Origin of the sequence: Candidatus Viadribacter manganicus, from assembly GCF_001679665.1 — a bacterium.
GTDB lineage: Bacteria > Pseudomonadota > Alphaproteobacteria > Caulobacterales > Aquidulcibacteraceae > Vitreimonas > Vitreimonas manganica.
The window spans coordinates 1380342-1401533 of the sequence record NZ_CP013244.1 but is presented as its reverse complement, the minus strand read 5'-3'; the positions used below and the strand labels follow the sequence as shown (position 1 = coordinate 1401533).

Here is a 21192-nt window from a genome sequence, read left to right as displayed (position 1 = left end):
AGTGTTTGTATTGATGCGTCGATATTGGGCCGCGCTGTCGGTGCTATTGGGTCTTTGCGGGGTTTTTCTCTGGTCGTCGCCGGTCGGGGCTCAGCAGGTTCAGCCGCGCTGGGGGCGTGATTATTTTCCCAATGTCGTGTTGCAAGATCAGGACGGGCGATCGCTGCGCTTTTACGACGACATGATCCAAGGCAAGATTGTCTCGATCAATTTCGTCTATACGACCTGCACCGATATTTGCCCGCTCGACACGGCGCAATTGCGCGAAGTGCAGCGCATTTTGGGCGATCGGGTCGGACGCGAGATCCACATGTATACGATCTCGATTAATCCTGAGCGCGACACGCCGGCCGATCTTCGCCGCTTCATGCGCTCTTATGATGTCGCGCCCGGCTGGACGTTCTTGACCGGCTCGCGCGCCGACATTGATTTGCTGCAACGGCGCCTTGGACTTCGTCCTGTTGGTGAGCGCAATCTCCGCGATCATGACACCAGCATCATTGTCGGCAATGAGCGGACCGGCCAGTGGATCCGTCGCTCCGCTTATGAATCGCCACGTCTGCTTGCCGACCTTCTGGCGCGCACGCTGCAAAATTATGCAACAGCGCCGGTCAATCCGCGTCTGAGCTATAGCGCCGCCGGGCAAGTGGCCGACACATCGCAAGGCGCTTATCTTTTCCGTACCCGCTGCCGTTCGTGTCACACTTTGGGCGAGGGTGATCGGCTGGGCCCTGACCTTGCCGGGGTTACTCGCTCGCGGCCGCATGCATGGTTGGCGCGTTGGATTAGAGAGCCGGACCGGGTCTTGGCCGAACGTGACGCCACGGCTTTGGCGTTGCTGTCGCGTTATCGTAATGTGCCGATGCCCAATCTCGGTTTGAACGAGGCTGAGGTCAATCAGCTCATCGAGTATTTGGAGCGCCAGGATCAAGCGGCGGGCGCTGCGCCAAATGCAGCTTCACCGCGGCGTTAAGGTTAGCGCCGAGCGCTGCAAGCAAAACATGTAGCACAAGAGGCGAGGAACTCGCCTTCATCGCTTTTGACGTCGCTCGCGGCAAAATGCCGGTTCAAATCTTGCGTCTGAACCAGGCGCCCAATGGCGCGGATGAGGCGTGCGCGATGCACAGATTAGCTAAGGCGCTTGCACCGACGCGTTTTGTCAACGCCCTCAGCTTGCGCCAAGACCGGCTCGATATTTTGTATGTGGTGCTGGCGGGGCTCAATCTTGTGACCTTGGGCGCTGTGCTTTTGCTCAATCATGCGACCTTGACCGCTTTCCAGGAGGGGGCGGATACGAGCCGGCTCTGGTCGGCGCGCCAGAGCCGAATCATTGAATTGGCAAGCCGCGCGCGCGCTGTCGATGCGCCGCCCAATGACGTGTTTGAAACCCGCGATCCGGAAGCAGAACGGCGCCGGCTTGAGGCGGCGGCGCATCAGTTTGATGTGCAAATGTCGAGTGTGATCGGCGATTTTCAAGCGCACCGGATTTCTCATCGTGATGATGAAATCTTAGCGCAGATCACGCGCGCGCAGCTGCAGATGCAAGGACTGCTTGAGGTCGCCCACGCTACGCTCGACAATTTCGCCGCCGGACGCGAAACTCAGGCCAGTCGTGACATGGTTTTAACCGATCGCGCCTTTAGTCAATTGATGGCGCGCCTTGAAGCGGCCTCGGCCATGGTCGAGCGTGAGCGCAGCGAAAATCTCGACGCGCAATTGGCAAGCGCCCACGGCATGCAGGGTTTGGAGCTCAGCTTTGCCATAGCGGTGTTTTTTGTGATGGCGATCGTTGTCGCCGTCGCGGTTCAGGTTGCAGCCCTGGTTCGGCGCAACACTATCGAACAGCAGCGTATGTTGGGTGAGCTTGCCGATACGCGCGATCGGCTGCGCCAATACGCTGATGATGTGTCACACGAATTGCGTTTGCCGATTTCACGCATGCGTCTTGAGGCTGAGCTCATGTTGAACCAGCCGCGCAGTCCAGAACATTATCGCAGCGGCATTGAAGGCATATTGGCCCAATGCAATGAGCTCAGCACCATGACCGAGGGGCTTTTGTTCATTGCGCGGGCTGAAAATACCAAAGTGGCGCTGCGCTCTGAGTGGCTGGATCTTGAACGCGAGCTTGGGCTCTTGGCCGACTATTTTGCGGCGCCGGCCGACGATGCGGGCATCGAGCTTTGCGTTGTCGGGGCCAAAGGTCGGGTTTGGGCCGACCGCACTTTGTTGCAGCGGGCGCTTTCCAATCTTATCACCAATGTCTTGACCCACGCGCCAAGGGGATCGTGTGTCAAGCTGCAGGCGCGCCAGAGCGCTGGATCGACGATTATCGAGGTTGAGGATAATGGTCCGGGGGTTCCGGCTCATCTGCTCGCTCATCTATTTACCCGCTTCCAGCGCGGCGATGGGGCGCAAGCGGGCTCGGGGCTTGGGCTTGCGATCGTCAAAAGCATCATGGATATGCATGGCGGCAAGGTCGAATTGGCGAGCGCCAACGGCTTTCGCGTCGAGCTCACTTTTCCTCATACCGAAGAGCCGGCCAGCACGACATTGACGCGTGTGAGCGCTGAGTAGGGTGCGCGCGGCTCGCGCGTCTTGGCGTTGCGTTAAGAACACTATTCCAAAACAATCGACAGCCTGACATCGGTTTGTATTGCGGGATAAACGTAGCAGCCGTTCTCAATTTTGAGGCGCTTTGCGGTCGGCGAATTGAGAATGGATGCGCGCTTAGATCGCTCATCAAAGCATTCGTCGCGGATCAATTCTCAATTTGATGTTCCAGCGGCGCGAGTGCGTTCTCAAAGCCTGATGCGCGCCAAGTTGTTTACGCTCAATGCGCGCGAATTTTATTCGATGGAGCGGGCGTGAATTTCAGTCAATCTAGCTCTGACTAAGTCCAAAACGCGTGCGCGCGTTTGGACGTTCTGTGCAGAAAGCCGAGGGAACGAGCGTGCCGATCAATATCTGGGGTGCGGAAAACCAAAATCCGTTGTCGCTGAATAGCGACCTTAATGCACAGACCTCTCCGGTGGTTGCCGATAATGGCGGGGTTGAATTTGCGGTGGGCTGGATCTCCGGCGGCGCCGTCAATGTCAGCTTCTATGATGAACAAGGTTTGCCCAATCCGGTGCTGGCGAGCGTCATCGCCAGCGATGCGACCAGCGCTAACATCACCGATCTGCAGATTGTCGCCGGTGGCTCAGGCATGGGTTATGGCATTGCCTGGAGCGAGACCAATGGCGCTGTCGCGCAATTGGTGCTGCGTTATTATGATGGCGTTTCGGGCAGCCTGCTGGGCGGCGAGCTTGCGATCTCTTCGCACGTTGGCGTCAACCAGCACGATCTTGCGATTTCGGGTTATGGCCGAGACAACGCTCAAGGCCGCCCGATCATTGATGGGTTTGATGCGGTTTGGGTTGAAGGCGCGGGCGCGGCTCACTCCAATGGCTCAATTTATCTGCAGCGTTTTGCAACCCCGCTTGATGCGGCGGCTGATCCATCAGCTCCGCCTGTCGCTGTCGGTGTCGATGGCGCCGTTGGCGGCGCCGGTGATGGCGAACTTTTGATTTCCAATAATGGCCGCGATCCCTCGGTCGCTGGGCTTCATGCGCACCTTGGCGGCGCCGATGAAATCATCATCACCTGGATCGACGCCAACAACCGGTTGAACATTCGCGTCTATAACGACAACGGCACGCAAAATAACGCGCTTGCCGGGGTCAACCAGGGCAATGTGAACACCGCGACGGCGCCGATCGTCGCCGGCAGCCAACAGCACGTGATCGGCATTCAAGGCGGCGGTTTCGTCGTCGCATGGGTTGCGACGTTGGGCGCCAATAATGTGTTGGCGGCGCGCGTCTTCACGCTTGGCGCAGCCCCCGGCAGCTGGACCGCGAGCGGCGTTATTGTGTTGGACAATCTCGACGGCGCGTCCAACGCCATTGCTGATTTTTCGATGGCCGCGTTGGAGAATGGCGGCTTTACCGTCTCGTGGACGGCCGATGATGCGGGCACGCAGGCGATCTATACGCGCAGCTTCACCGGCGGTGGGCTTGCCAATGAAATTGCAGCTTCAGTCTTCCACGCCCCGCTTGACGCCACCAATGTGTCAACCACGGGTCTGATCGGCGATCGCTACATCGCCGTCTACCAAGATAATTCAACCCCGGGCGACGCCGCCAATATTGGCGCGCAGATTTTTGACACACGACTTGACCCGCTCGGCAATCCGATTGTGCTGAATGGCCCAGGCGTTTCGCTGATCGGTGATCCCGAGTTTGAAACCCGCGGCCGGGTTCAGCCTGACATTTTGGTCGGCACGATTGGCCAAGACACGATCGATGGACGTCAAAGCGATGACATCATGGATGGCGGGCTTGGTGATGACACCATTATTGCCGGCGCCGGAAATGATACGATCGATGGCGGCGGCGGCTCAGACACGTTGGTGCTGAACGGGCGCTTCTCGATCGATGGCGACAGCTCCAATGACGATTATCAGATCGTCTCGCAGGGCAATGGGCTTTTCACCATTACCGATCTGCGCGCCAATGGCGATGGCGTGGATTTCACCCGTAGCGTTGAGAACTTCCAGTTCTTGGGCAATGGCGTCACTTTGACCGCGGCCCAACTTTTGGGCGCGGGACCTGCGCCGATCACCCCGACTGCCTGGGGCTGGACCAATGAAGACGCCGACACTGCGCCGAACGCGAACGGCGCGCCCGATGTGGACGGCTTTATCGTCAACCCCAATACCCGCGCCGGCATCCAGCAACATGCAAGCGTTTCCGACAGCGTTGGCGAATTTATCGCGGTGGTTTGGGAAAATAGCACCGGCCCAGGCGCCGACACCCATATTCGGGGTCAATTCTTCGACGTGATCTTGGCGCCGGATGCGTTCATTCCAAACACGATCGACATCAGCGATGGCATCGGCATTGAAACCAATCCGGTGGTCGCCTCAGGCGGCGCCAATTCAGGTTGGGCGGTGGTGTGGGACCAGCGCGACAATGTTGGCGACACAACGCGCGAGTTGCGCACCAATTTCGTCGGCCCAGGACAACTGACCTCGGTCGAGCTTTCGGTTCTGGTCGAGGCCAATGTCGACCAGCACGATGCGGCGATCTTCGGCTCATTCCTTGATCGCACTTTGACAAGCCCGACCGGCGGCTCGGTGCTGCCGGTAGGCATGAACGAAGGCTACAATGTCGTTTGGGTGTCGACGCATCTTGACGGCGCCGATGGCGCATTGGCGGCTGATTATGGTCGCATCATGCTGCAGCGCTTTGAACTGCCGCTGGATGATCTTGGCAATCCAGGCGCCCCGGTTGGCGGGGGCCTTGATGGCATTGCCGGGCTCGATAACAGCTTCGGCACTATGGATGCGGCGGTCTGGGTCGGCGATGAAGAAGCCGATGGCGGCGGCTTTATCGGGCGCAATCCGTCGACCTCATCCTTGCACACGTTTGAGACCGGCATTGTCTGGATCGCTCAAGATGGCGCGGGCGGTGAAAAGGTCATGTTCCGCGGCTATGATGATTTGGGTCAGATCATCAATTTCCCGGCCGGCGATAATATTTCGGCAGGCTTTCCGGTCGCTGCCGGCACCAATGCGTTCATCGTTTCAGCCGGGGCGGTGAATTTCGCCATTGTCTGGGTGACGGCGGATGCGACCTCTCCGTCCGGCTACACCGTCATGGCGACGATGTTGAGTTCGGCCGGCAACGGCATCAATGGCCAAGGCTTTGGCTTTGGCGCCCCGCCAGCGCCGTTCGCAGTGGCGCAATTGCCGCTCGGCTACGCGCCAGGCACAGGCAATCTGCAAGTCACCGGTTTGAGCGGCGAAGACAGCAACGATCTTGCCATCGCCTGGAATTCGGTCAGCGCCACCGGCAACGATCTTATGGCCCAGCACATCGGCGTTCTGCTGGATCCGGTGACCGGCATTGCGCTCAACATGGCGGCGGAAGGCAACGCCATCGTCGTCAATGCAACGACGAGCGGCAATCAAAGCGATGGCGTTATTGCCGGACTTTTGGGCGATCGCTTCATTGCCGTCTACACCGACGACAACGGCGCTTATACCGATGGCTCAGATCTTGTCGGTCGTGTCATCGATACGCGCGATGCGGTCAATCCAGATCCGATCGTTGGCGATCTTGTAACGCCTGCTGGCGGCGTCCAAGCGCGCCGCGATGTGCTCATCGGCACCAATGGCAATGACACTATCCGCGGCGACATTTCCGACGCTGATGGTCTTGTCGATTATATCTATGCCGGCATGGGCGATGACACCATTCAAGGTGGCCCGGGCGTGCGCGGCGCTGCTGGTATTCCTGAAATCATCGACGGCGGCGAAGGTAACGACACCTCGGTCTATACCGGCCGTCTGCAAGATTATTCGATCACCATCAATGGCGATGGCAGTTACGAAGTTATTGATCTTCGTGCAACCACGGACGCTGCTGGCAATCCGTTGACTCATGACGGCATCGACAATCTCTATAGCATTGAGAATTTGCGCTTCCTCGATCTCGCCAATGGCGGGGCCGGCGCGCAGACGATTTCGCTTGCCTTCCCAGGTTCGCCGCCGCCGCTTGATCCAGGCTTTGACGGCACGCCGGTGGCGTGGAGCCTCGATGACGCAAGTCAATATAAAGAAGTGGTGGTCGATGTTGATCCAACGCCAGGTACGCCCGCTGATCAGCGTTCGGGCATTGCCGTCACCAATCTGCAAGACGGGGCGGGGATCTCATGGATCGTCGCTGATGGCGCCGGCGCCAACACGCAAGTGTGGGCGATCAGCTATGATACGACTGGGCGCCCGGATCCGATTCTGTTGGGCGTCAACACCCAGCTTACCGATGGTGGTCTAGGCGGGATCTATCTCGATAACCTTGTCAGCAACATCGATGTGGCGATGACCGCCGGTCTTGGCATGACCGCCGTTTGGCAATCGAGCGATGTGCTGGGCAATGATAGCGCTGACACATCGATCCACTTGGCGTTCGCCAGCACCAACACGCATGTGGTGTTGGGCGGCGGCGGCGCCGGGGGCGTGCCGGGCCCGGGCATTCCGGGTGGTGAAATTGTTGTCGTCGGCACAGATGGCGCAGGCATTGCGATTGATCCCACCATTCAAGGCTATGAGATCGTCGATGGCGCCAACGACACGCTCGAAGTCGGCTTCCATGTCGGCTTTGAATTGCAAAATGACGGCGTGCTCGATGCGGTGAGCGGCGATCAATATGGCGCGCTGATGCTCGCCCGTTATGAGATCCCGGTTTACGACATTCTGGTCGACGCTGCCGGCTTGCCGATCTTGAATGGCGGCCAAGGCCAATTGGCCACCGATGCATTCGGCAATCTTATTCCATCAACGCCTGCAGGCTTTGGCGTTGGCTCTGAAACGGCGCCGATTTCGATTGGTCTTGATGGCGTGCGCGGTACGGCCGATGACGGCGCCGCCATTGTCATCACCGATCTTGGCTTGTTTGCCGCCAACAATGTTCCGGCCAATGCGACGGTGATCCAGGGCCGCGACATGACCATGGGCAGTCTCCATGACGGCCAATTGGTGGTGAGCTATATTGGCGTCGATGAGCAGGTTCACCTGCGCATCTATCTGCCGAGCGTCAATGCGGCCGCCGATCGCGAAAGCGGCGGCGTCGGCGTTGATGTGGTCGCCCAAGGCGTCACCACTTACGCAGAACTGGCATTGCCGTTCGCCACCAGCTTGGGTGCTGTTGCGGGCGGACAATCTGCGATGATTGTGCCCCAACAAAACGGCTCGTTTGGCGTCTTCTGGGGCGCATCGGACGGCGCCGGCGGCATCGCCATTCAAGGCGTTATCTATTCAGGCGCCGGCTCCAATTGGAGCCCATCGCCGGTCATTACCTTTGCGACCGGCCTTGCTTTGAATGTCGACTTCCAAGTCGCCTCAACCGGGGTGACGCCTGGGGGCCTTGAAGACGGCTTCTTTGTCTCGTGGGAAGCGGGCGCTGGGATTTTGGGTCAGCGTTTCGATATGGCCGGTCAAAGTGTTGGCCAGCAAATCGTTGTCGGCGATCCCACCACCGGAACCCCGGGCGCGCATTCGACATCCGGCATTGATGATGGGCGCATGATCGTTGGCTATGTCGACGGCGCTGACGTCTCCATTCAATATCTCGACAATCGCCAGCCTGGCGTTGCGCTCATCGGTCCACGCACCGGCGCGCCGGCTGACGTCATCGCCGGCACCGTCGGCGATGATGCGATCGATGGACGAGCCTTGAACGACCAGCTCTTTGGCGGTCTAGGCGATGATCTCATCACCATGGGCACCGGCGCCGATATTGGCTTTGGCGGCGAAGGCAATGACACGATCATTGGCGGCGGCGGCCAAGATCAATTGCTCGGCGAAGCGGGCAATGATGTGCTCTGGGGCGGTCTGTCAGGGCCGATCGAGCCGCAAGTCGACGGCGATCTCATTGCCGGGCTGACGGCGGCGGGCGTCAGTGCAGCTTTGATCGCAACCGATACCGGCGCTGACATCATCTCAGGCGGGACCGGTGAAGACACGATCTCGTTCCAAGGCGAGTTCGGCGATTTCAACATCAATCTGGCAACCGGCATCATCACCTCCGATCGAGATCAAAACGGCTCGTTCGTGCTTGAAGATGTGATCGGTCAGATTGTTGATGATGGCGCCGGCGGCACGATCTTCCAGTTCATCAATGATATTGAGAACGCAACTGGCGGCATCGGCAACGACACCTTGATCGGCAACAACGCCAACAACGTGCTGACAGGGGGCGGGGGCAATAACAGCTTTGACGGCGGCGGCGGCGTCGACACGGCCGTCATCGACGGTGTGTTTGCAAGCTATAGCTTCCACCGAACCGGTCAGACGCTGACCATCACAGATGCGGGCGACACTCAGAGCGTCACCAATATCGAGTTCTTGCAGTTTGCCGATGTGCGTGTCTCGGTCGCCGACATCTTTGCAGTGTTGGCCGACAATGCGACGATTTCGGGCGCAAGCCTTGTCGTCGCCAACGCCAATACGGCGCCGGTTGCGTTCGACGATGTCGCAAGCGTGCTGCAAGGCGGGGTGATTATGATCAAGCCGCTGGCCAATGATGCGGATGCGGATGGCGGCCAGACGCTCACGATCACTCACATCAATGGCATTGCGCTTAGCGCCGGGCCGATCAGTTTGGCGAGCGGCACGATTTCGCTTTTGTCGAACGGAGCGCTTTCGTTTGCGGCAGCGGCGGGCTTTTCGGGTCTGGCCAGCTTCAGCTACACGATCTCGGACGGCATGGGCGGTGTTGCGACAGCGACGGTCAACGTCAATGTGACGCCAAGCTCGGGCGTGGTGGTCGTCAATGACGGCCAAGCGCCGCTGACGATCAGCGGGCTCGCTAACGAACATCAAACGCTGAGCGCAAATCTCGGCGCTGATCCGGACGGGGCAGGCACGGCGCCAAGCCTGCAATGGTTGCGCAACGGGGTCGTCATCGCCGGTGAAGTCGGCGTCAGCTATACGCTGACGGCGGCCGATGTCGGTGCGGTGATCAGCGTGCGGGCAACCTATGTTGACGGCGATGGCTTTGGCGAAGTGGTCACCAGCGCAGGCACCGCGCCGGTTACGCCGATCAATGACGGCGCAGCGCCGGTAACGATCGCCGGCTCAACGCTTGAGCACGGCGTGCTCTCTGCAAGCTTGGGCGCAGATCCAGATGGCGCAGGTCCTGCACCATCCTATCAATGGCTGCGCAACGGCGTCGCCATCGTCGGCGCCACTGGGGCAAATTATACGACAACAGCCAATGATGTCGGCGCTTCGATTGCAGTGCGCGTGGTCTATACGGACGGCCAAGGCTTTAGCGAGACCGTCACCAGCGCTGGATCAGGTCCGATCACCGCCGTCAATGATGGCGCGAGCGCGCTCACCATTACAGGCGCGACCAATGTCGGTCAGACCTTGACGCGGGTGATTGGCGCAGATCCCGACGGCGTCGGCACGGCCCCGACGACGGTGTGGCTCCGCAATGGTGTGCCGATTGTTGGCGCAACGGGCGCCACTTACGTGCTCACCAATGATGATCTTGGCGCTGTTATCAGCGTGCGGATCAGCTACACCGATGGCCAAGGCTTCAATGAATTGGTCACCAGCGCCGGCACTGCGGCGATCACCAATGGTCTTATCTTGAACGGCAATGGCAACGCCAACGTGCTGAACGGCGGCGCTGGCAATGACATTATCAATGGTCTGGGCGGCGCTGACACGCTGACCGGCAATGGCGGTTCAGACACGATCGATGGCGGAACCGGCAATGACACGATTGTCGCGACGTTGAACGACGGCGATGACGCATATAATGGCGGCGGCGGTGTTGATACCTACACATTGGCCGCGATCAGCGCTGATGTGACAGTCAATCTGACCACCGGGACCTCAAGCAGCGCTCAGACAGGTTCTGACACGCTGGTTGGCGTCGAGAACGTCACTGGCGGGTCCGGCAATGACACGCTCACCGGCGATGGCCTTGCCAACCTCTTGATCGGCGGCGCCGGCAATGACCGTCTTGATGGCGGTACGGGCGGGGCCGACGTGTTGCGCGGCGGGCTTGGCAATGACGTCTATGTTATTGATCGCGCCGGCATCACCGTTACCGAGAACGCCAATGAAGGCGTCGATCTCATCTTGACCTCGCTGGCGTCTTACACGCTCGGCAATAACCTTGAGGATCTGACTTATACTGGGGCCGGCGCCATCACCGCGCGCGGCAATGGTCTAAACAACGTCATCACCGGCGGTAACGGCGCCGACAATCTTGATGGCGCGGCTGGCAACGACACGCTGATCGGCGGACTTGGCGTCGATACCTTAACCGGCGGCGGCGGCAATGACATCATGAACGGCGGCGCCGGCAATGACATCATGAACGGCGGCACTGGCAATGATAGCTTCGTGTTCAGCGGCGTCTTTGACGCCGACACGATTGCCGGCTTTGACGCCAATGCAACCGGCGGTCAGGATCTGCTCGATGTTTCAGCGCTCGGCATCAACGCGGCGAACTTCGCCGCTAATGTGACGATCACTGATCTTGGCGCTGACACCTTGGTGACGATTGCAGGCTTTGGCACGATCCTGCTCTCTGGCGTCAATGGCACGGGCGCCAATGTCATCACTCAAGCCGATTTCATCTTTGGGGGACCTTGAGCCTTAGCCGGCTTGGGCGAAAGCCCGGGCCGGCCTTTGGCATGAGCACCCAACGCATGCACCCGGGCTCGCAGCGCATAAAGCGCGCTGCGAGCCCGTCTTTGTCGAAGAGCTTTTTGTCTTGTACAAAAAGTTGCGGGTCGATTGCGCCGGTCGCGCTTGAAGTGCTGGCTGTTATCTTCGCGTAATCTGGTCGTCACCTTGGCGTAATCGGGTCTTGGTTAAGCTGGTCTCCGGTTCAATCGGCGAGGGGAGACCCGATGAAACGCAATCATCTAAGCGCGCGCCAAGAGCGCGGCGCGCTTAGCGCATGGGCGATGCAGCTTGCTCATGCTGGCGGCGAAATACGTTGGTCTGGAGTTGCGCTATTTAGCTATGTTGCACTCTGGTTTGCCGGCGTTTTCGCCTTGCTTGGCGGTTGATCAACGATGTTTGTTAAGAGCTTAGGCCTGCCGCGCGCGCGTCGGGGGTAAACTCAAACCCGGTTGGAGAAAGGCCTGTCTGTGAAGCGCCCGCCGCGACAGGTTGGGACGCGTCGCAAAGATGGGTCGGTCCGTGGCGGGATTGCGTTTTAAACTACCAAATGTATCGGGTCTTACAGCAAAGCTCGGCGCCTCTGCGCCAGGCTCGCTTTGGGCGAAAATATCGGCCCCGCCGCTTGCGCTTTGGGCGCGCGTCCGCGGCGCGATCGATAGGTTTTTCAACGCCCCGATTCAGAGCGTTCCGGCTTGGACTTCGGGCCAGATGCTCAATGCCGCTTTGATGAATATGCGCACCCATGTGGTGCTGATTTTCATCTTTAGCGCCGCGATCAACATCTTATACCTCGCGCCCTCGCTTTACATGCTGCAGGTCTATGACCGGGTCATCCCGACCGGCGGGGTGCTGACGCTTGTCTTATTGAGCGTCATTCTGGTCGGCGCGTTTTCGATCATGGCTCTGCTTGACGGCGTGCGCGGGCGCTTATTGGCGCGTGCGGCGGTCCGCGTTGAGCGTTTGGCCGCCGATGCGGTGATTGAAGCTGGCATGCGGGCGCGCCGCGCCGGGGCTCAGCCTGAGGCCAGCGCCCGCGATCTTGATAATTTGCGCGCCGGCATCACCAGTCCTGCAGCGATCGGGCTTTTGGATCTGCCGTGGACGCCGCTTTTTGTTTTCATCTGCTTTGTCATTCATTTTTGGATCGGGGTGCTGGCGCTGGCGGGCGCGGCGCTGATCTTTTTGTTGGCGCTCGCCAACGAGCGGCGCACGCGCGATGACATAGCTGGGCTTTCAGCGCTTGCGACGCGGTTTTATAGCGCCAGTGAAGCTGATCTTAGCGCCTCTGAGACCATTCATGCTTTGGGCGCCAATCGGCGTTTTCGCCAGCGGCGCGCCGCGGCGCGGGCCGAATTTGTCGGCGCGCAGACCGGACTTGCGATCACTGGCGCTGGATATGCGGCGGCGACGAAAGCTATGCGCATGTTGCTGCAATCGGCGGCCTTGGGGCTTGGCGCTTATCTGGCGGTTGAGCGGCAAATCTCCCCGGGCGCTATTATTGCGGCGACGATTTTGACAGCGCGGGCTTTTGCGCCGGTTGAGCAGATCGTCGGCGGCTGGCGCCAAATTGGATTGGCGTATGCCTCTTATGAGGCCTTGAAAAAACTATTCTCTGGTGCGCCCCCGCAACTCCAGCGCACGCCCTTGCCGGCGCCGCAAGGCAAGCTTTCGCTCGAGCAAGTGAGCGCCACGGCTCCCGACGGGCGCACGATGGCGTTGCAGGCGGTTAGTTTTCAACTTGAGCCGGGCGAGATCTTGGGCGTCATCGGCCCAAGCGGCGCCGGCAAAACCACATTGGCGCGGGTGCTGGCTGGGGCATGCATTCCGCGCATGGGCGCAGTCCGGCTCGACAATGCCCGCTATAGTGATTGGGATGAGGAAGCACTGGCCTCTCACATTGGTTACTTGCCTCAGCGCATTGAACTCTTCGATGGCACGGTCGCCGATAATATCGCAGCCTTTGCGTCCAAGGATGGCGGCGCCAACGCGATCGGCGAAAAGGTCGTCGCCGCGGCGATGCAAGCGGGTGCGCATGAACTGATTTTGCGCCTGCCTCGAGGCTATGAAACCGAATTGGGGACCCTTGGCGCAGGTTTATCACCCGGCCAGGCCCAGCGCGTCGCGTTGGCGCGGGCGCTTTATAATGATCCGCGTTTGGTGGTCTTGGACGAGCCGAACTCGCATTTGGATGCTGAAGGGGAAGCTGCGCTCACCGGCGCCATCCAGGCGGTGCGCGCCCGCGGCGGGGTCGTTGTCGTCATGGCCCACCGCGCCGGCGTCATCAATGTCGTCGACAAGCTGATGTTGATGCGTGAGGGCCGCATTGTTGAATTTGGTCCGCGTCAAGCGGTGCTTGCGAAATTGCAAGCCGCCGCGGGCGCTGCAGCGCCTGTGGGGGCAGAGCGATGAAGATGACGCCGCCGCCGACCGATTTTGAACCGGTGATCAATGACAATCCTTGGCGCGAGGGCCGTATTGGTCTTGTCGCCATTTTCATATTTTTCGGCGTGTTCGGGATGTGGGCGGCGTTTGCGCCGCTCGATGCAGGGGTGGTCGCTGCCGGCGAAGTCATCGTCTCGGGCAATCGCCAAGTGGTCCAACACCGTGAAGGCGGGGTGATTTCGCGCGTTGCCGTGCGTGAAGGCGATCACGTGGTCGAAGGCCAGATTCTGGTCGAATTGGCGGCGGTTGAACTTCAAGCTCAAGAGCGCGCGCTCACCGGTCAAAAGATCGAATTGGAAGCTTCACGCGCGCGGCTATTGGCAGAAGCGGCGCATCGCAACCAGGTCGAACGGCCCCAGAGCTGGGCCGCATTATCGGATGAATACACATTGATCGCTGATGCGGTGTTGGCGCGCCAGCAAACCGAATTGCGCGCCCGTCGCCAGGCAGTGTTTGCTCAGACCGGCATTCAAGGTGAGCGCCAATCTCAATTGAACGCGCGCATGAGCGGCTATCAAGATCAGATCGCGGCCATCGATCGGCAAAACGCCTTGATCAGCGAAGAGCTTGAAGGTTTGCGCACGTTGGCGGCTGAAGGCTTTGCCGCCGAAACCCGGGTGCGCTCAGTGGAGCGTGCACAAGCTGAATTGGTCGGCCGGCGCGCCGAACTGAGTGCGTTGATTGAACAATCGCGCGGCGGCGTTGGTGAAGCGCGGATGCAGTCCTTGTCGATCCGCGAAGACCGGGCCCAGCTCATTGCGCAAGAATTGCGTCTTGCCGAAACCCAATTGGCTGAACTTATTCCGCGCCTTGAAGCGGTAAAAACCCAATTGGAAGCCTCGCGTGTGCGCGCGCCGGCGGCCGGGGCGGTGGTTGGTCTTGCGTTCTTCAATGAAGGCGCGGTTGTGGGGCCGGGCGAGCATATTTTGGAAATCGTGCCGGACGAGCAGGACATGATCATGCGCGTGCGGATCCGGCCGATGGATGCAGACAATGTCGTCACCGGTCAGCCGGTGAACGTGCGCCTGGCGGCGTTTGAGGGGCGCCAAATGCCCTATGTGCACGGTGCGGTGACGCGGGTGTCGGCCGACCGGTTTGAAGATGCGCGCAGCGGCGCGCGCTATTTTGAAACCGAAGTGCGCGTGCAAGGGGCAGAGCTTGCGCGGATCAGCGCGGCGATGGGTGGACGTGATCTACGTTTGTCGCCGGGCCTGCCGGTTGAAGTTGTGATCCCGATGCGCAAGCGCACGGCGCTGCAATATCTGCTTGAGCCTTTGGAGCAGGCGGTTTGGCGCTCGTTCAGAGAGAACTGAAAGCGATGAATTTGTCGAAGCAATTGATATTGGCGGTTGCGCTGACGGGGGCTTTAGCGGCGCCGAGCTGGGCCCAAACGCGGGCTATGTCCGAAGGGCCAAGCTTTCAATCGGAAGCGGCGATCGCGATGTCGACCAATCCGGCGCTGGCGGGCGAGCGGGCGCGGGTGCGGGCGGTGCGCCAATCTTTGCCGGAAGCTTGGTCTGAACTCTTGCCGCAAGTGACGGGCGAAGCTCAAGCGATCGAGCAGGATGGGTCCGAGCGCGAGAACCTGCCGGCTTTTACCATTCGCGAGCAACCTGAATATTGGATCGCCTCAGTCCGGGCCTCGACCTTGTTGTTTGGCTCAGGGCGGGTGATGGCCTCAACCCGGCGTGCGCGCGCGGAGATCGCCGCGTCAGTGGCGCTCTATCAAGATGCGGTCCAGCGTCTGGCTTTGGATTTTACCCAAGCTTATGCGGAGACGATTTTTGCCCGTCAGGCTGTGATCGCCCAGCAAGAATCGTTGGCCAATCTTGAAGAACAAGTGCGCTTTGCACGGGCCAATCAACGCGAAGGGTTTTTAACCCGCACTGATGTCGCCCAAGCTGAGGCGCGGGTGGCCGAGGCGCGGGCCGATCTTGCGCGGGCGCGGGCGCGGGTTGTCGAAGCAAGCGAGCTTTATACACGTATTGTCGGCCATACGCCGGGCGAGCTTGGCGCGCCGCCGGCGCTTGTCGGTCTGCCGACCAATCTTGACGATGCTTGGGCGATGGCGCGCGATGAGCATCCAAGAATAGTGGCGGCGGCGGCCGAGCTTGCCGGCGCCAACGCCAATGTCGATCTTGCCGCATCAGCGGGACGGCTGCGCCTGTTTTTGGAATCAACCAATTCAACCTATGACGCCATTGGCGGCGACACCGATTTTGAACAACAATTCGACAGCACGGTTTCGGTGCGCGTTTCGGTGCCGCTGTTCTCGGGCGGCGCCAATCACGCCCGGGTGCGGCGCGAGCGTTATGTCGCCGACGCCAACCGATATGAGCTTTTGGACATTCAACGGCGCGTGCATGAGCAGCTCAATGTCGCCTGGTCGGCGCGCGAGACCGCCCAGATCAGGCTTGAAGCCTCGCGGGCGCGTTTAGAGGCGGCAGAGCTTGCCAATCGCGGCACACGGCGTGAGCAGCAATTTGGTCAACGTTCGATGATCGATGTGCTCAATCAAGAGCAAGAATGGCTGGCCGCGCGCGTCGGCGTTAGTGAAGCGGAACGTGATCTTGTCATCGCTGAACGGGCGCTTGCCGCTTCGATCGGCATTATTGGTGCGGTGCTGGGCGTGGAAGCCCAGGCCCATCCGCGCCGTGAACGGGCGCCGCGCCCGGTGATCGTGGACAATGACGAGCTTTGGTGATGATCGATCGGCGTAAGATGTTGGGCGCATGTCTGGCTGGGCTGGGGCTTGGCGCATGCGGGGGGCAGACATCAGAATTGAGCGCGCTTGGGCGCGGCATAGATGATGTGCTGCTCACCAGTTCAGGCGGCGAAGACCTTGCTTGGCGCAGTTTGCGCGGGCGCCCGCGGGCGTTGTTTTTCGGCTTTACCCATTGTCCGGAAATTTGCCCGGTTACGATCTATGAATTGACCGCAAGCGCCGAACGGTTAGGGCCGCCTGGGGCGGCGCTGCGGATCGATTTTGTCACCGTCGATCCTGAGCGCGATACGCCCGAACGGATGGCCAGTTACTTTTCGGGCTTCGGTCCCAATGTCACCGGCTTTACCGGATCTGAGGCGGCGTTGGGCCGCTTGCGCGCCGCCTTTGACATTACCGCAACCAGAACGCCGCTCGCCTCGGGCGATTACACTATGGATCACACCGCGACAGTATTCTTGCTCGATCGCGGCGCTATTGTGCGTGATGTTATCGCCTATGGCTCAACCCAAACGCTGATCGATGAGCGCCTGGGGTCGGTGATCGGCGCTTAGTGGCTAAAGAGCGCAAACCCGAGCGCAAAGAGCATCGCCCAGAGCGTCAGTGAAGCCAAAACCGCGCCCAGCAAAAAAAGCCCGGTGAATTTGGGGTTGGCTTTGGCGCGCGCGCCGGCGCCGCTTGGGTTGGAGACGACAATAAAGGCTGACCGCGAGGCGCGTTGCTTGGCGATATTGTGCATAAACCCGTCTCTTGCGCCTTAGGGGTCTGGCCTTGTGGCCCCCATATCGTGAGGCCAATGTGAGACTACGCGCGGGCGCGGGGTTTATTCCCGATTGGGGGCGGAATTTGCGTTGGCGAGACGGCGAAAGCCGATGACGTCGATTTCAACCGCATCCTCGCTTGCGCCAGCGGTTTCAACAGCGCCATTTAATCTAAACAATTGAACTTCAAAGCCGATTGGATTGGTGCTGGGCGTTGGCGCTGAAAGCGGCGTGCTGGTCCAGCGCAGTACGGCGTTTTCGTCGATGGCCTGGGCGCCATTGGGAGTCAAAAGCGGATTGACTTCCCGCATGATGGCGATGGCGTTCTCAATTCTGTTCGCCTCTTCAGTGCGCGCGGCCAATCTTGCCTGGCTTTGCGAGAGTTGAATTTGCAGCGCCGCGATCGGCACGAGTGCAACCGCGATGATCGCAACGGCGGCGATGACTTCAAGCGTGCTAAAGCCGCGTGAGGGGTTTGTGGTCATAGCGCGATCGCTTTGGCTATGGCGACGATGATGGTGGCGCTCGCCAATCCAATGCCGAAGGGGGCGCCTGCCTGCAAAGCGCCGGTGCGGGCGCGGACCACTAAAAAGACGCTGGTGGCGGCGCCGGCCATGGCGACTGCGTAAAAGCCGTGCATAGGACCAAGCAGCGCGCCAATCGCGACCGCGAATTTGACATCGCCCCAGCCCATCACTTCTTGACCGCGCAAGGATGACAAAGTCTGGCGCACGGCGAAAAACACAAAGCCGATAAGACCTGCGCCCCAGAGCGCCTCATCGGCGCCGGCCAAGGCGAAGGTCAAGGCGATGGCGATGAGACCCAAGACAAACTCGTCAGGGATAAGTTGAAAGCGCCGATCGGTTTCGATGATGAAGCTGCAGATCACCACCAAAAGCCCAAGCGCCGCATAAAGCGCGCCCATCAGAGCGCCGGCGAACACCAAAAGCCCGCAAGCCAAGAGGCTCGCCCAGAGCGGGATGACAAGATCGCGTTTGGCGGCGCGCGCGCAGAGCGCGCTTGCGACGATGAGAAGCGATAGCTGAAGCGGCTCGATCACCATCTTCTATCCGATCGTCTCGTAAACCCCGACCAAGGCCGAGGCCATGGAGAGCACAATCGCGCCCACCATCAGCGCCACAAACGCAATCGAGGCCGGCTCAAGGATTAAGGTCAGCCGTTTGATGATGTCGCGGAGATCTTCTTCGTGTCGGTCGGCGATGACGTGCAGCATTTTGGCAAGCGCGCCGGAACGTTGCCCGGCGCGCAGCAAGCTTGCATCGATTTGCGAGACAGCGCCGGTTTCGCGAAAGGCCGCATCGATCGGGCGTCCGGCGCGGAGGGCGGGAATGACGGCCAAAAGTTTGGTTTTGAGCTGGCCGTCTTTGAGCGCGCCGGCGGCCAAAGAGATGGCGTCGAGTATTGGAATGCCGGCGCCCAAGCTTAGCGCGCCAATACGTGACCAGATGGTGCGTCGCCGCGCTGCGATGAGGCTGTTGATCCCGGGCGTCGCTTCCAAAAGCCGCGCCAACCAGGTTTTTGCGAGCGCTGTGCGTGCAAACATCATAGCGCTTGCGCCAAGCGCTAAAGCGCAGAGGACAATAAAGGGCGCGTGCGCGTGAAAGGCCGTGCCGGCGTCGAGGACAAAGCGCGCCATCGGCGGGGGCGCAGCGCGCGTTGCGGCAAGCATCGAGGCAAAGCGGGGGGCGACGAAATAAAGCAAGAAGGCAACGCTTGCCGCGCCGCTCAGCATCAAAAAGCCTGGATAGCTTAGCGCATTGATGATGTCGCGCTCGACGCGTCGTTCAAAGGCCAATTGATTGGCGGCTTCTTCCAGCACTTTGGCGAGGGCGCTGGTGGCTTCGCCGGCGCGCACCAGGCCATAAACATAAGCTGGATAAATCGGCAGATTGTTTTCCAGCGCATCGCCCAAACGTTCGCCGCGGCGCAAGGCTTCGCTAAGCTTGTTCAACGCCGCCGCCGCCGCGCTGGGGCTCAGCGCTTCGGCCAGGGTTTCGATCGCGTCCAACAATTGAACGCCTGCGCCCAGCATCACCGCCAATTGGCGCAACAATAATATCGCCTCATCGGGTTTGATTTTGGCGTTGGCTGGTTTAGCGGCGCTCTCTTCTTTGAGTTCCAGCACGTGAACGCCGCGGGCGAAGGCCAAACGCAGCGCCTCATCGCGGCTTTGGGCGCGTAGGCTCTGAATTTCAGCTTGGCCGCCGGCGCTTCTGACGCGCACTGAAAATGTGCGCTCGCTCATGTCGCCTCGTTCAACACACGTAAGGCCTCAACGATGCTGGTGCGTCCCTCGCGCGCCAGCAGGAGCCCAGCTTGCATAAGAGAGGTGAAGCCTTCTTGGCGGGCCAGAGCGTTCAATTGGGTTTCGCCGGCGCGGGTGCGGATCGCCTCTTGCAGAGCCGGGCTTATGCGCACCGTCTCAAAGGCGCCGATACGACCCCGATAGCCGGTGTGAGCGCAGTCTTTGCAGCCTTTGGCGATTTGCCAGAGCGGGGCTTTTTCGTGGGTCTCATGGTTGAGGGCTGCTTGTGCTTTGGCGATGTGTAGAGCATCGCCATCGGCGTCGACGCAGGAAGGGCAAAGACAGCGCAGCAATCGTTGGCTGACGACGGCGCGCAGCACTTCGCCAAACAAGAACGGCTCAACGCCAAGGTCGTGAAGTCTTGAAACCGCGCCTAAGGCCGAATTGGTATGGACGGTGGAGATCACCAAATGGCCGGTGAGCGCCGCTTGCACGGCGGTTTGGGCGGTTTCGCGGTCGCGAATTTCGCCGACGAAGATGACGTCGGGATCTTGGCGCAAGATCGAGCGCAGGCCTGCGGCAAAATCAAGATCGATGTCTGATCGAACGCCCATTTGCATAACGCCCGGCAGATCGAACTCGACCGGGTCTTCAATGGTGACGATCTTGCGCACGCCGTCATTTAGTTCTGAGAGCAGGCGATAAACGGTGGTGGTTTTACCCGAGCCTGTGGGGCCTGTTACCAAAACCAGCCCATGGGGGGCTTTGATGGCCTGGCCCAGCAGAGTGCGTTGCTCCAAGCGCAGACCAAGTTCGCTCAAAGCTGGAATTTTGTGGGTTGCGCCTAGAAGGCGCACGACGATCGATTCACCCCATGTGGTTGGCAGCGACGAGACGCGCACATCGATGTCGCGCCCGGCGACACGGATGCTTTGACGCCCATCCTGGGGCAGGCGCCGTTCGGCGATGTTCATGCCCGATAACAGCTTGATCCGTGAGGCGACGGCGTCGAACATTTGAACATCGCCGGAGCGACGCACAGAGAGCACGCCATCGATGCGCAAGCGTACGATCAATTTGTCTTCGAAGGGTTCAAAATGGACGTCGCTGGCGCGCCGTTGCAGGGCCTCGGCAAAGACGGCGTTGACGAAGTCGATGACCGGCGCTTCCTCGGCCCGCTCGGCAAGTCTTTTGGGATCTAGCGCCTCAGCGCGGGCGCTGGCGTTGGCTGATCCTGCGCCCAAACCGTCCAACAGCTGGCGGATGGATCCAGGCGCCGCCAAAAACAGCCGAACACTGGTTTTGGTCAATTGTTCGAGCGCTTCTTGCAGCGCCGCATCATAAAGGGCGGGCCCGGCGGCGTTATAGGCGCCGTCGCCAGAGCGCCAGACAATGATGGCGTTGGCGATAAGCCATGTGTGCGGCAGGTTTAAGTGCGCGGCGCTTGTGCGCACGTTCTCAAAATCGGGCAGCGCATCGGGGGCCAAGAGCTCAATAAAAAACAGTTCGCTTAGAAAGCCGATCAGCTCATCTTCGCCGACCGCGCCGATGCGCACCAATGCGCCGACGAGATCGCTTGGGCTTTTGCCGGTTTGCGCCAGCTCATAATCGGGCGCCGACACAAGTCCGCGCTTTATCAATATTTCGCCCAATGGGTGCATTTAAGTGGTGTTTCCGCCAGCTCATTTGAATCTAAGCGCAGCTTTAAAGGGCGGCCAATGCGCGCGCGCGCCGCGCGAACAATTTCCCGTCT

13 protein-coding genes are annotated in these 21192 nt (G+C 60.2%); 8 read left to right on the top strand and 5 right to left on the bottom strand.

Going from position 1 to position 21192, the window contains the following annotated elements; all coding sequences use genetic code 11:
• The first annotated feature begins 13 nt into the window (after window positions 1–13).
• From ATE48_RS07275 to ATE48_RS07245, 8 genes are all read left to right on the top strand, one after another.
• Complete coding sequence (locus ATE48_RS07275; RefSeq protein WP_066774693.1) at window positions 14–973, top strand: SCO family protein; 960 nt, start codon at window positions 14–16, stop codon at window positions 971–973.
• Between the two features lie 146 nt (window positions 974–1119).
• The gene (locus tag ATE48_RS07270) at window positions 1120–2574 is read left to right on the top strand and encodes an ATP-binding protein (protein WP_228126840.1); all 1455 of its coding nucleotides are present in this window, start codon (window positions 1120–1122) and stop codon (window positions 2572–2574) included.
• A gap of 352 nt (window positions 2575–2926) precedes the next feature.
• On the top strand, window positions 2927–11212 hold the full coding sequence (locus tag ATE48_RS07265) for a beta strand repeat-containing protein (protein ID WP_228126839.1): 8286 nt from the start codon (window positions 2927–2929) through the stop codon (window positions 11210–11212).
• A gap of 260 nt (window positions 11213–11472) precedes the next feature.
• Window positions 11473–11634 (top strand): hypothetical protein, encoded by a 162-nt coding sequence (locus ATE48_RS19710; RefSeq protein ID WP_156767650.1) that lies wholly within the window; start codon window positions 11473–11475, stop codon window positions 11632–11634.
• Window positions 11635–11767: 133 nt separating this feature from the next.
• Window positions 11768–13657 (top strand): type I secretion system permease/ATPase, encoded by a 1890-nt coding sequence (locus ATE48_RS07260; protein WP_228126838.1) that lies wholly within the window; start codon window positions 11768–11770, stop codon window positions 13655–13657.
• Window positions 13654–15003 carry an HlyD family type I secretion periplasmic adaptor subunit gene (locus ATE48_RS07255; protein ID WP_066769523.1) on the top strand — a complete coding sequence of 450 codons (1350 nt, stop codon included), beginning with the start codon at window positions 13654–13656 and terminating at the stop codon, window positions 15001–15003. The genes ATE48_RS07260 and ATE48_RS07255 overlap by 4 nt, the downstream gene beginning before the upstream one ends.
• An 11-nt stretch (window positions 15004–15014) precedes the next feature.
• On the top strand, window positions 15015–16394 hold the full coding sequence (locus ATE48_RS07250; protein ID WP_228126837.1) for a TolC family protein: 1380 nt from the start codon (window positions 15015–15017) through the stop codon (window positions 16392–16394).
• Complete coding sequence (locus tag ATE48_RS07245) at window positions 16394–16966, top strand: SCO family protein (protein ID WP_066769518.1); 573 nt, start codon at window positions 16394–16396, stop codon at window positions 16964–16966. Before ATE48_RS07250 ends, ATE48_RS07245 begins: the two co-directional genes overlap by 1 nt.
• Here the strand turns inward: ATE48_RS07245 and ATE48_RS07240 are convergent.
• The 5 genes from ATE48_RS07240 to ATE48_RS07220 form a co-directional block, all read right to left on the bottom strand.
• Entirely contained in the window at window positions 16963–17151 is a 189-nt protein-coding gene (locus tag ATE48_RS07240) for a hypothetical protein (RefSeq protein ID WP_066769516.1), read from the bottom strand. The genes ATE48_RS07245 and ATE48_RS07240 overlap by 4 nt on opposite strands.
• 84 nt (window positions 17152–17235) lie before the next feature.
• Complete coding sequence (locus tag ATE48_RS07235) at window positions 17236–17658, bottom strand: hypothetical protein (RefSeq protein ID WP_066769513.1); 423 nt, start codon at window positions 17656–17658, stop codon at window positions 17236–17238.
• Window positions 17655–18236: a prepilin peptidase gene (locus ATE48_RS07230; protein WP_066769511.1), complete on the bottom strand. Its 582-nt coding sequence runs from the start codon at window positions 18234–18236 to the stop codon at window positions 17655–17657. The genes ATE48_RS07235 and ATE48_RS07230 overlap by 4 nt, the downstream gene beginning before the upstream one ends.
• Before the next feature lie 3 nt (window positions 18237–18239).
• Window positions 18240–19439: a type II secretion system F family protein gene (locus tag ATE48_RS07225; protein WP_066769510.1), complete on the bottom strand. Its 1200-nt coding sequence runs from the start codon at window positions 19437–19439 to the stop codon at window positions 18240–18242.
• A complete protein-coding gene (locus tag ATE48_RS07220) occupies window positions 19436–21061 on the bottom strand; it encodes a GspE/PulE family protein (RefSeq protein WP_228126836.1) in 1626 nt (541 codons plus the stop codon). The genes ATE48_RS07225 and ATE48_RS07220 overlap by 4 nt, the downstream gene beginning before the upstream one ends.
• Between the last annotated feature and the right edge of the window lie 131 nt (window positions 21062–21192).

What these genes read in the sequence shown, in the direction of transcription:
- ATE48_RS19710 (WP_156767650.1), top strand. Translation starts at nt 11,473, where the DNA reads ATGAAACGCAATCATCTAAGCGCGCGCCAAGAGCGCGGCGCGCTTAGC.
- ATE48_RS07255 (WP_066769523.1), top strand. Translation starts at nt 13,654, where the DNA reads ATGAAGATGACGCCGCCGCCGACCGATTTTGAACCGGTGATCAATGAC.
- ATE48_RS07275 (WP_066774693.1), top strand. Translation starts at nt 14, where the DNA reads ATGCGTCGATATTGGGCCGCGCTGTCGGTGCTATTGGGTCTTTGCGGG.
- ATE48_RS07240 (WP_066769516.1), bottom strand. Translation starts at nt 17,151, where the DNA reads ATGCACAATATCGCCAAGCAACGCGCCTCGCGGTCAGCCTTTATTGTC.
- ATE48_RS07235 (WP_066769513.1), bottom strand. Translation starts at nt 17,658, where the DNA reads ATGACCACAAACCCCTCACGCGGCTTTAGCACGCTTGAAGTCATCGCC.
- ATE48_RS07230 (WP_066769511.1), bottom strand. Translation starts at nt 18,236, where the DNA reads ATGGTGATCGAGCCGCTTCAGCTATCGCTTCTCATCGTCGCAAGCGCG.
- ATE48_RS07245 (WP_066769518.1), top strand. Translation starts at nt 16,394, where the DNA reads ATGATCGATCGGCGTAAGATGTTGGGCGCATGTCTGGCTGGGCTGGGG.
- ATE48_RS07270 (WP_228126840.1), top strand. Translation starts at nt 1,120, where the DNA reads ATGCACAGATTAGCTAAGGCGCTTGCACCGACGCGTTTTGTCAACGCC.
- ATE48_RS07225 (WP_066769510.1), bottom strand. Translation starts at nt 19,439, where the DNA reads ATGAGCGAGCGCACATTTTCAGTGCGCGTCAGAAGCGCCGGCGGCCAA.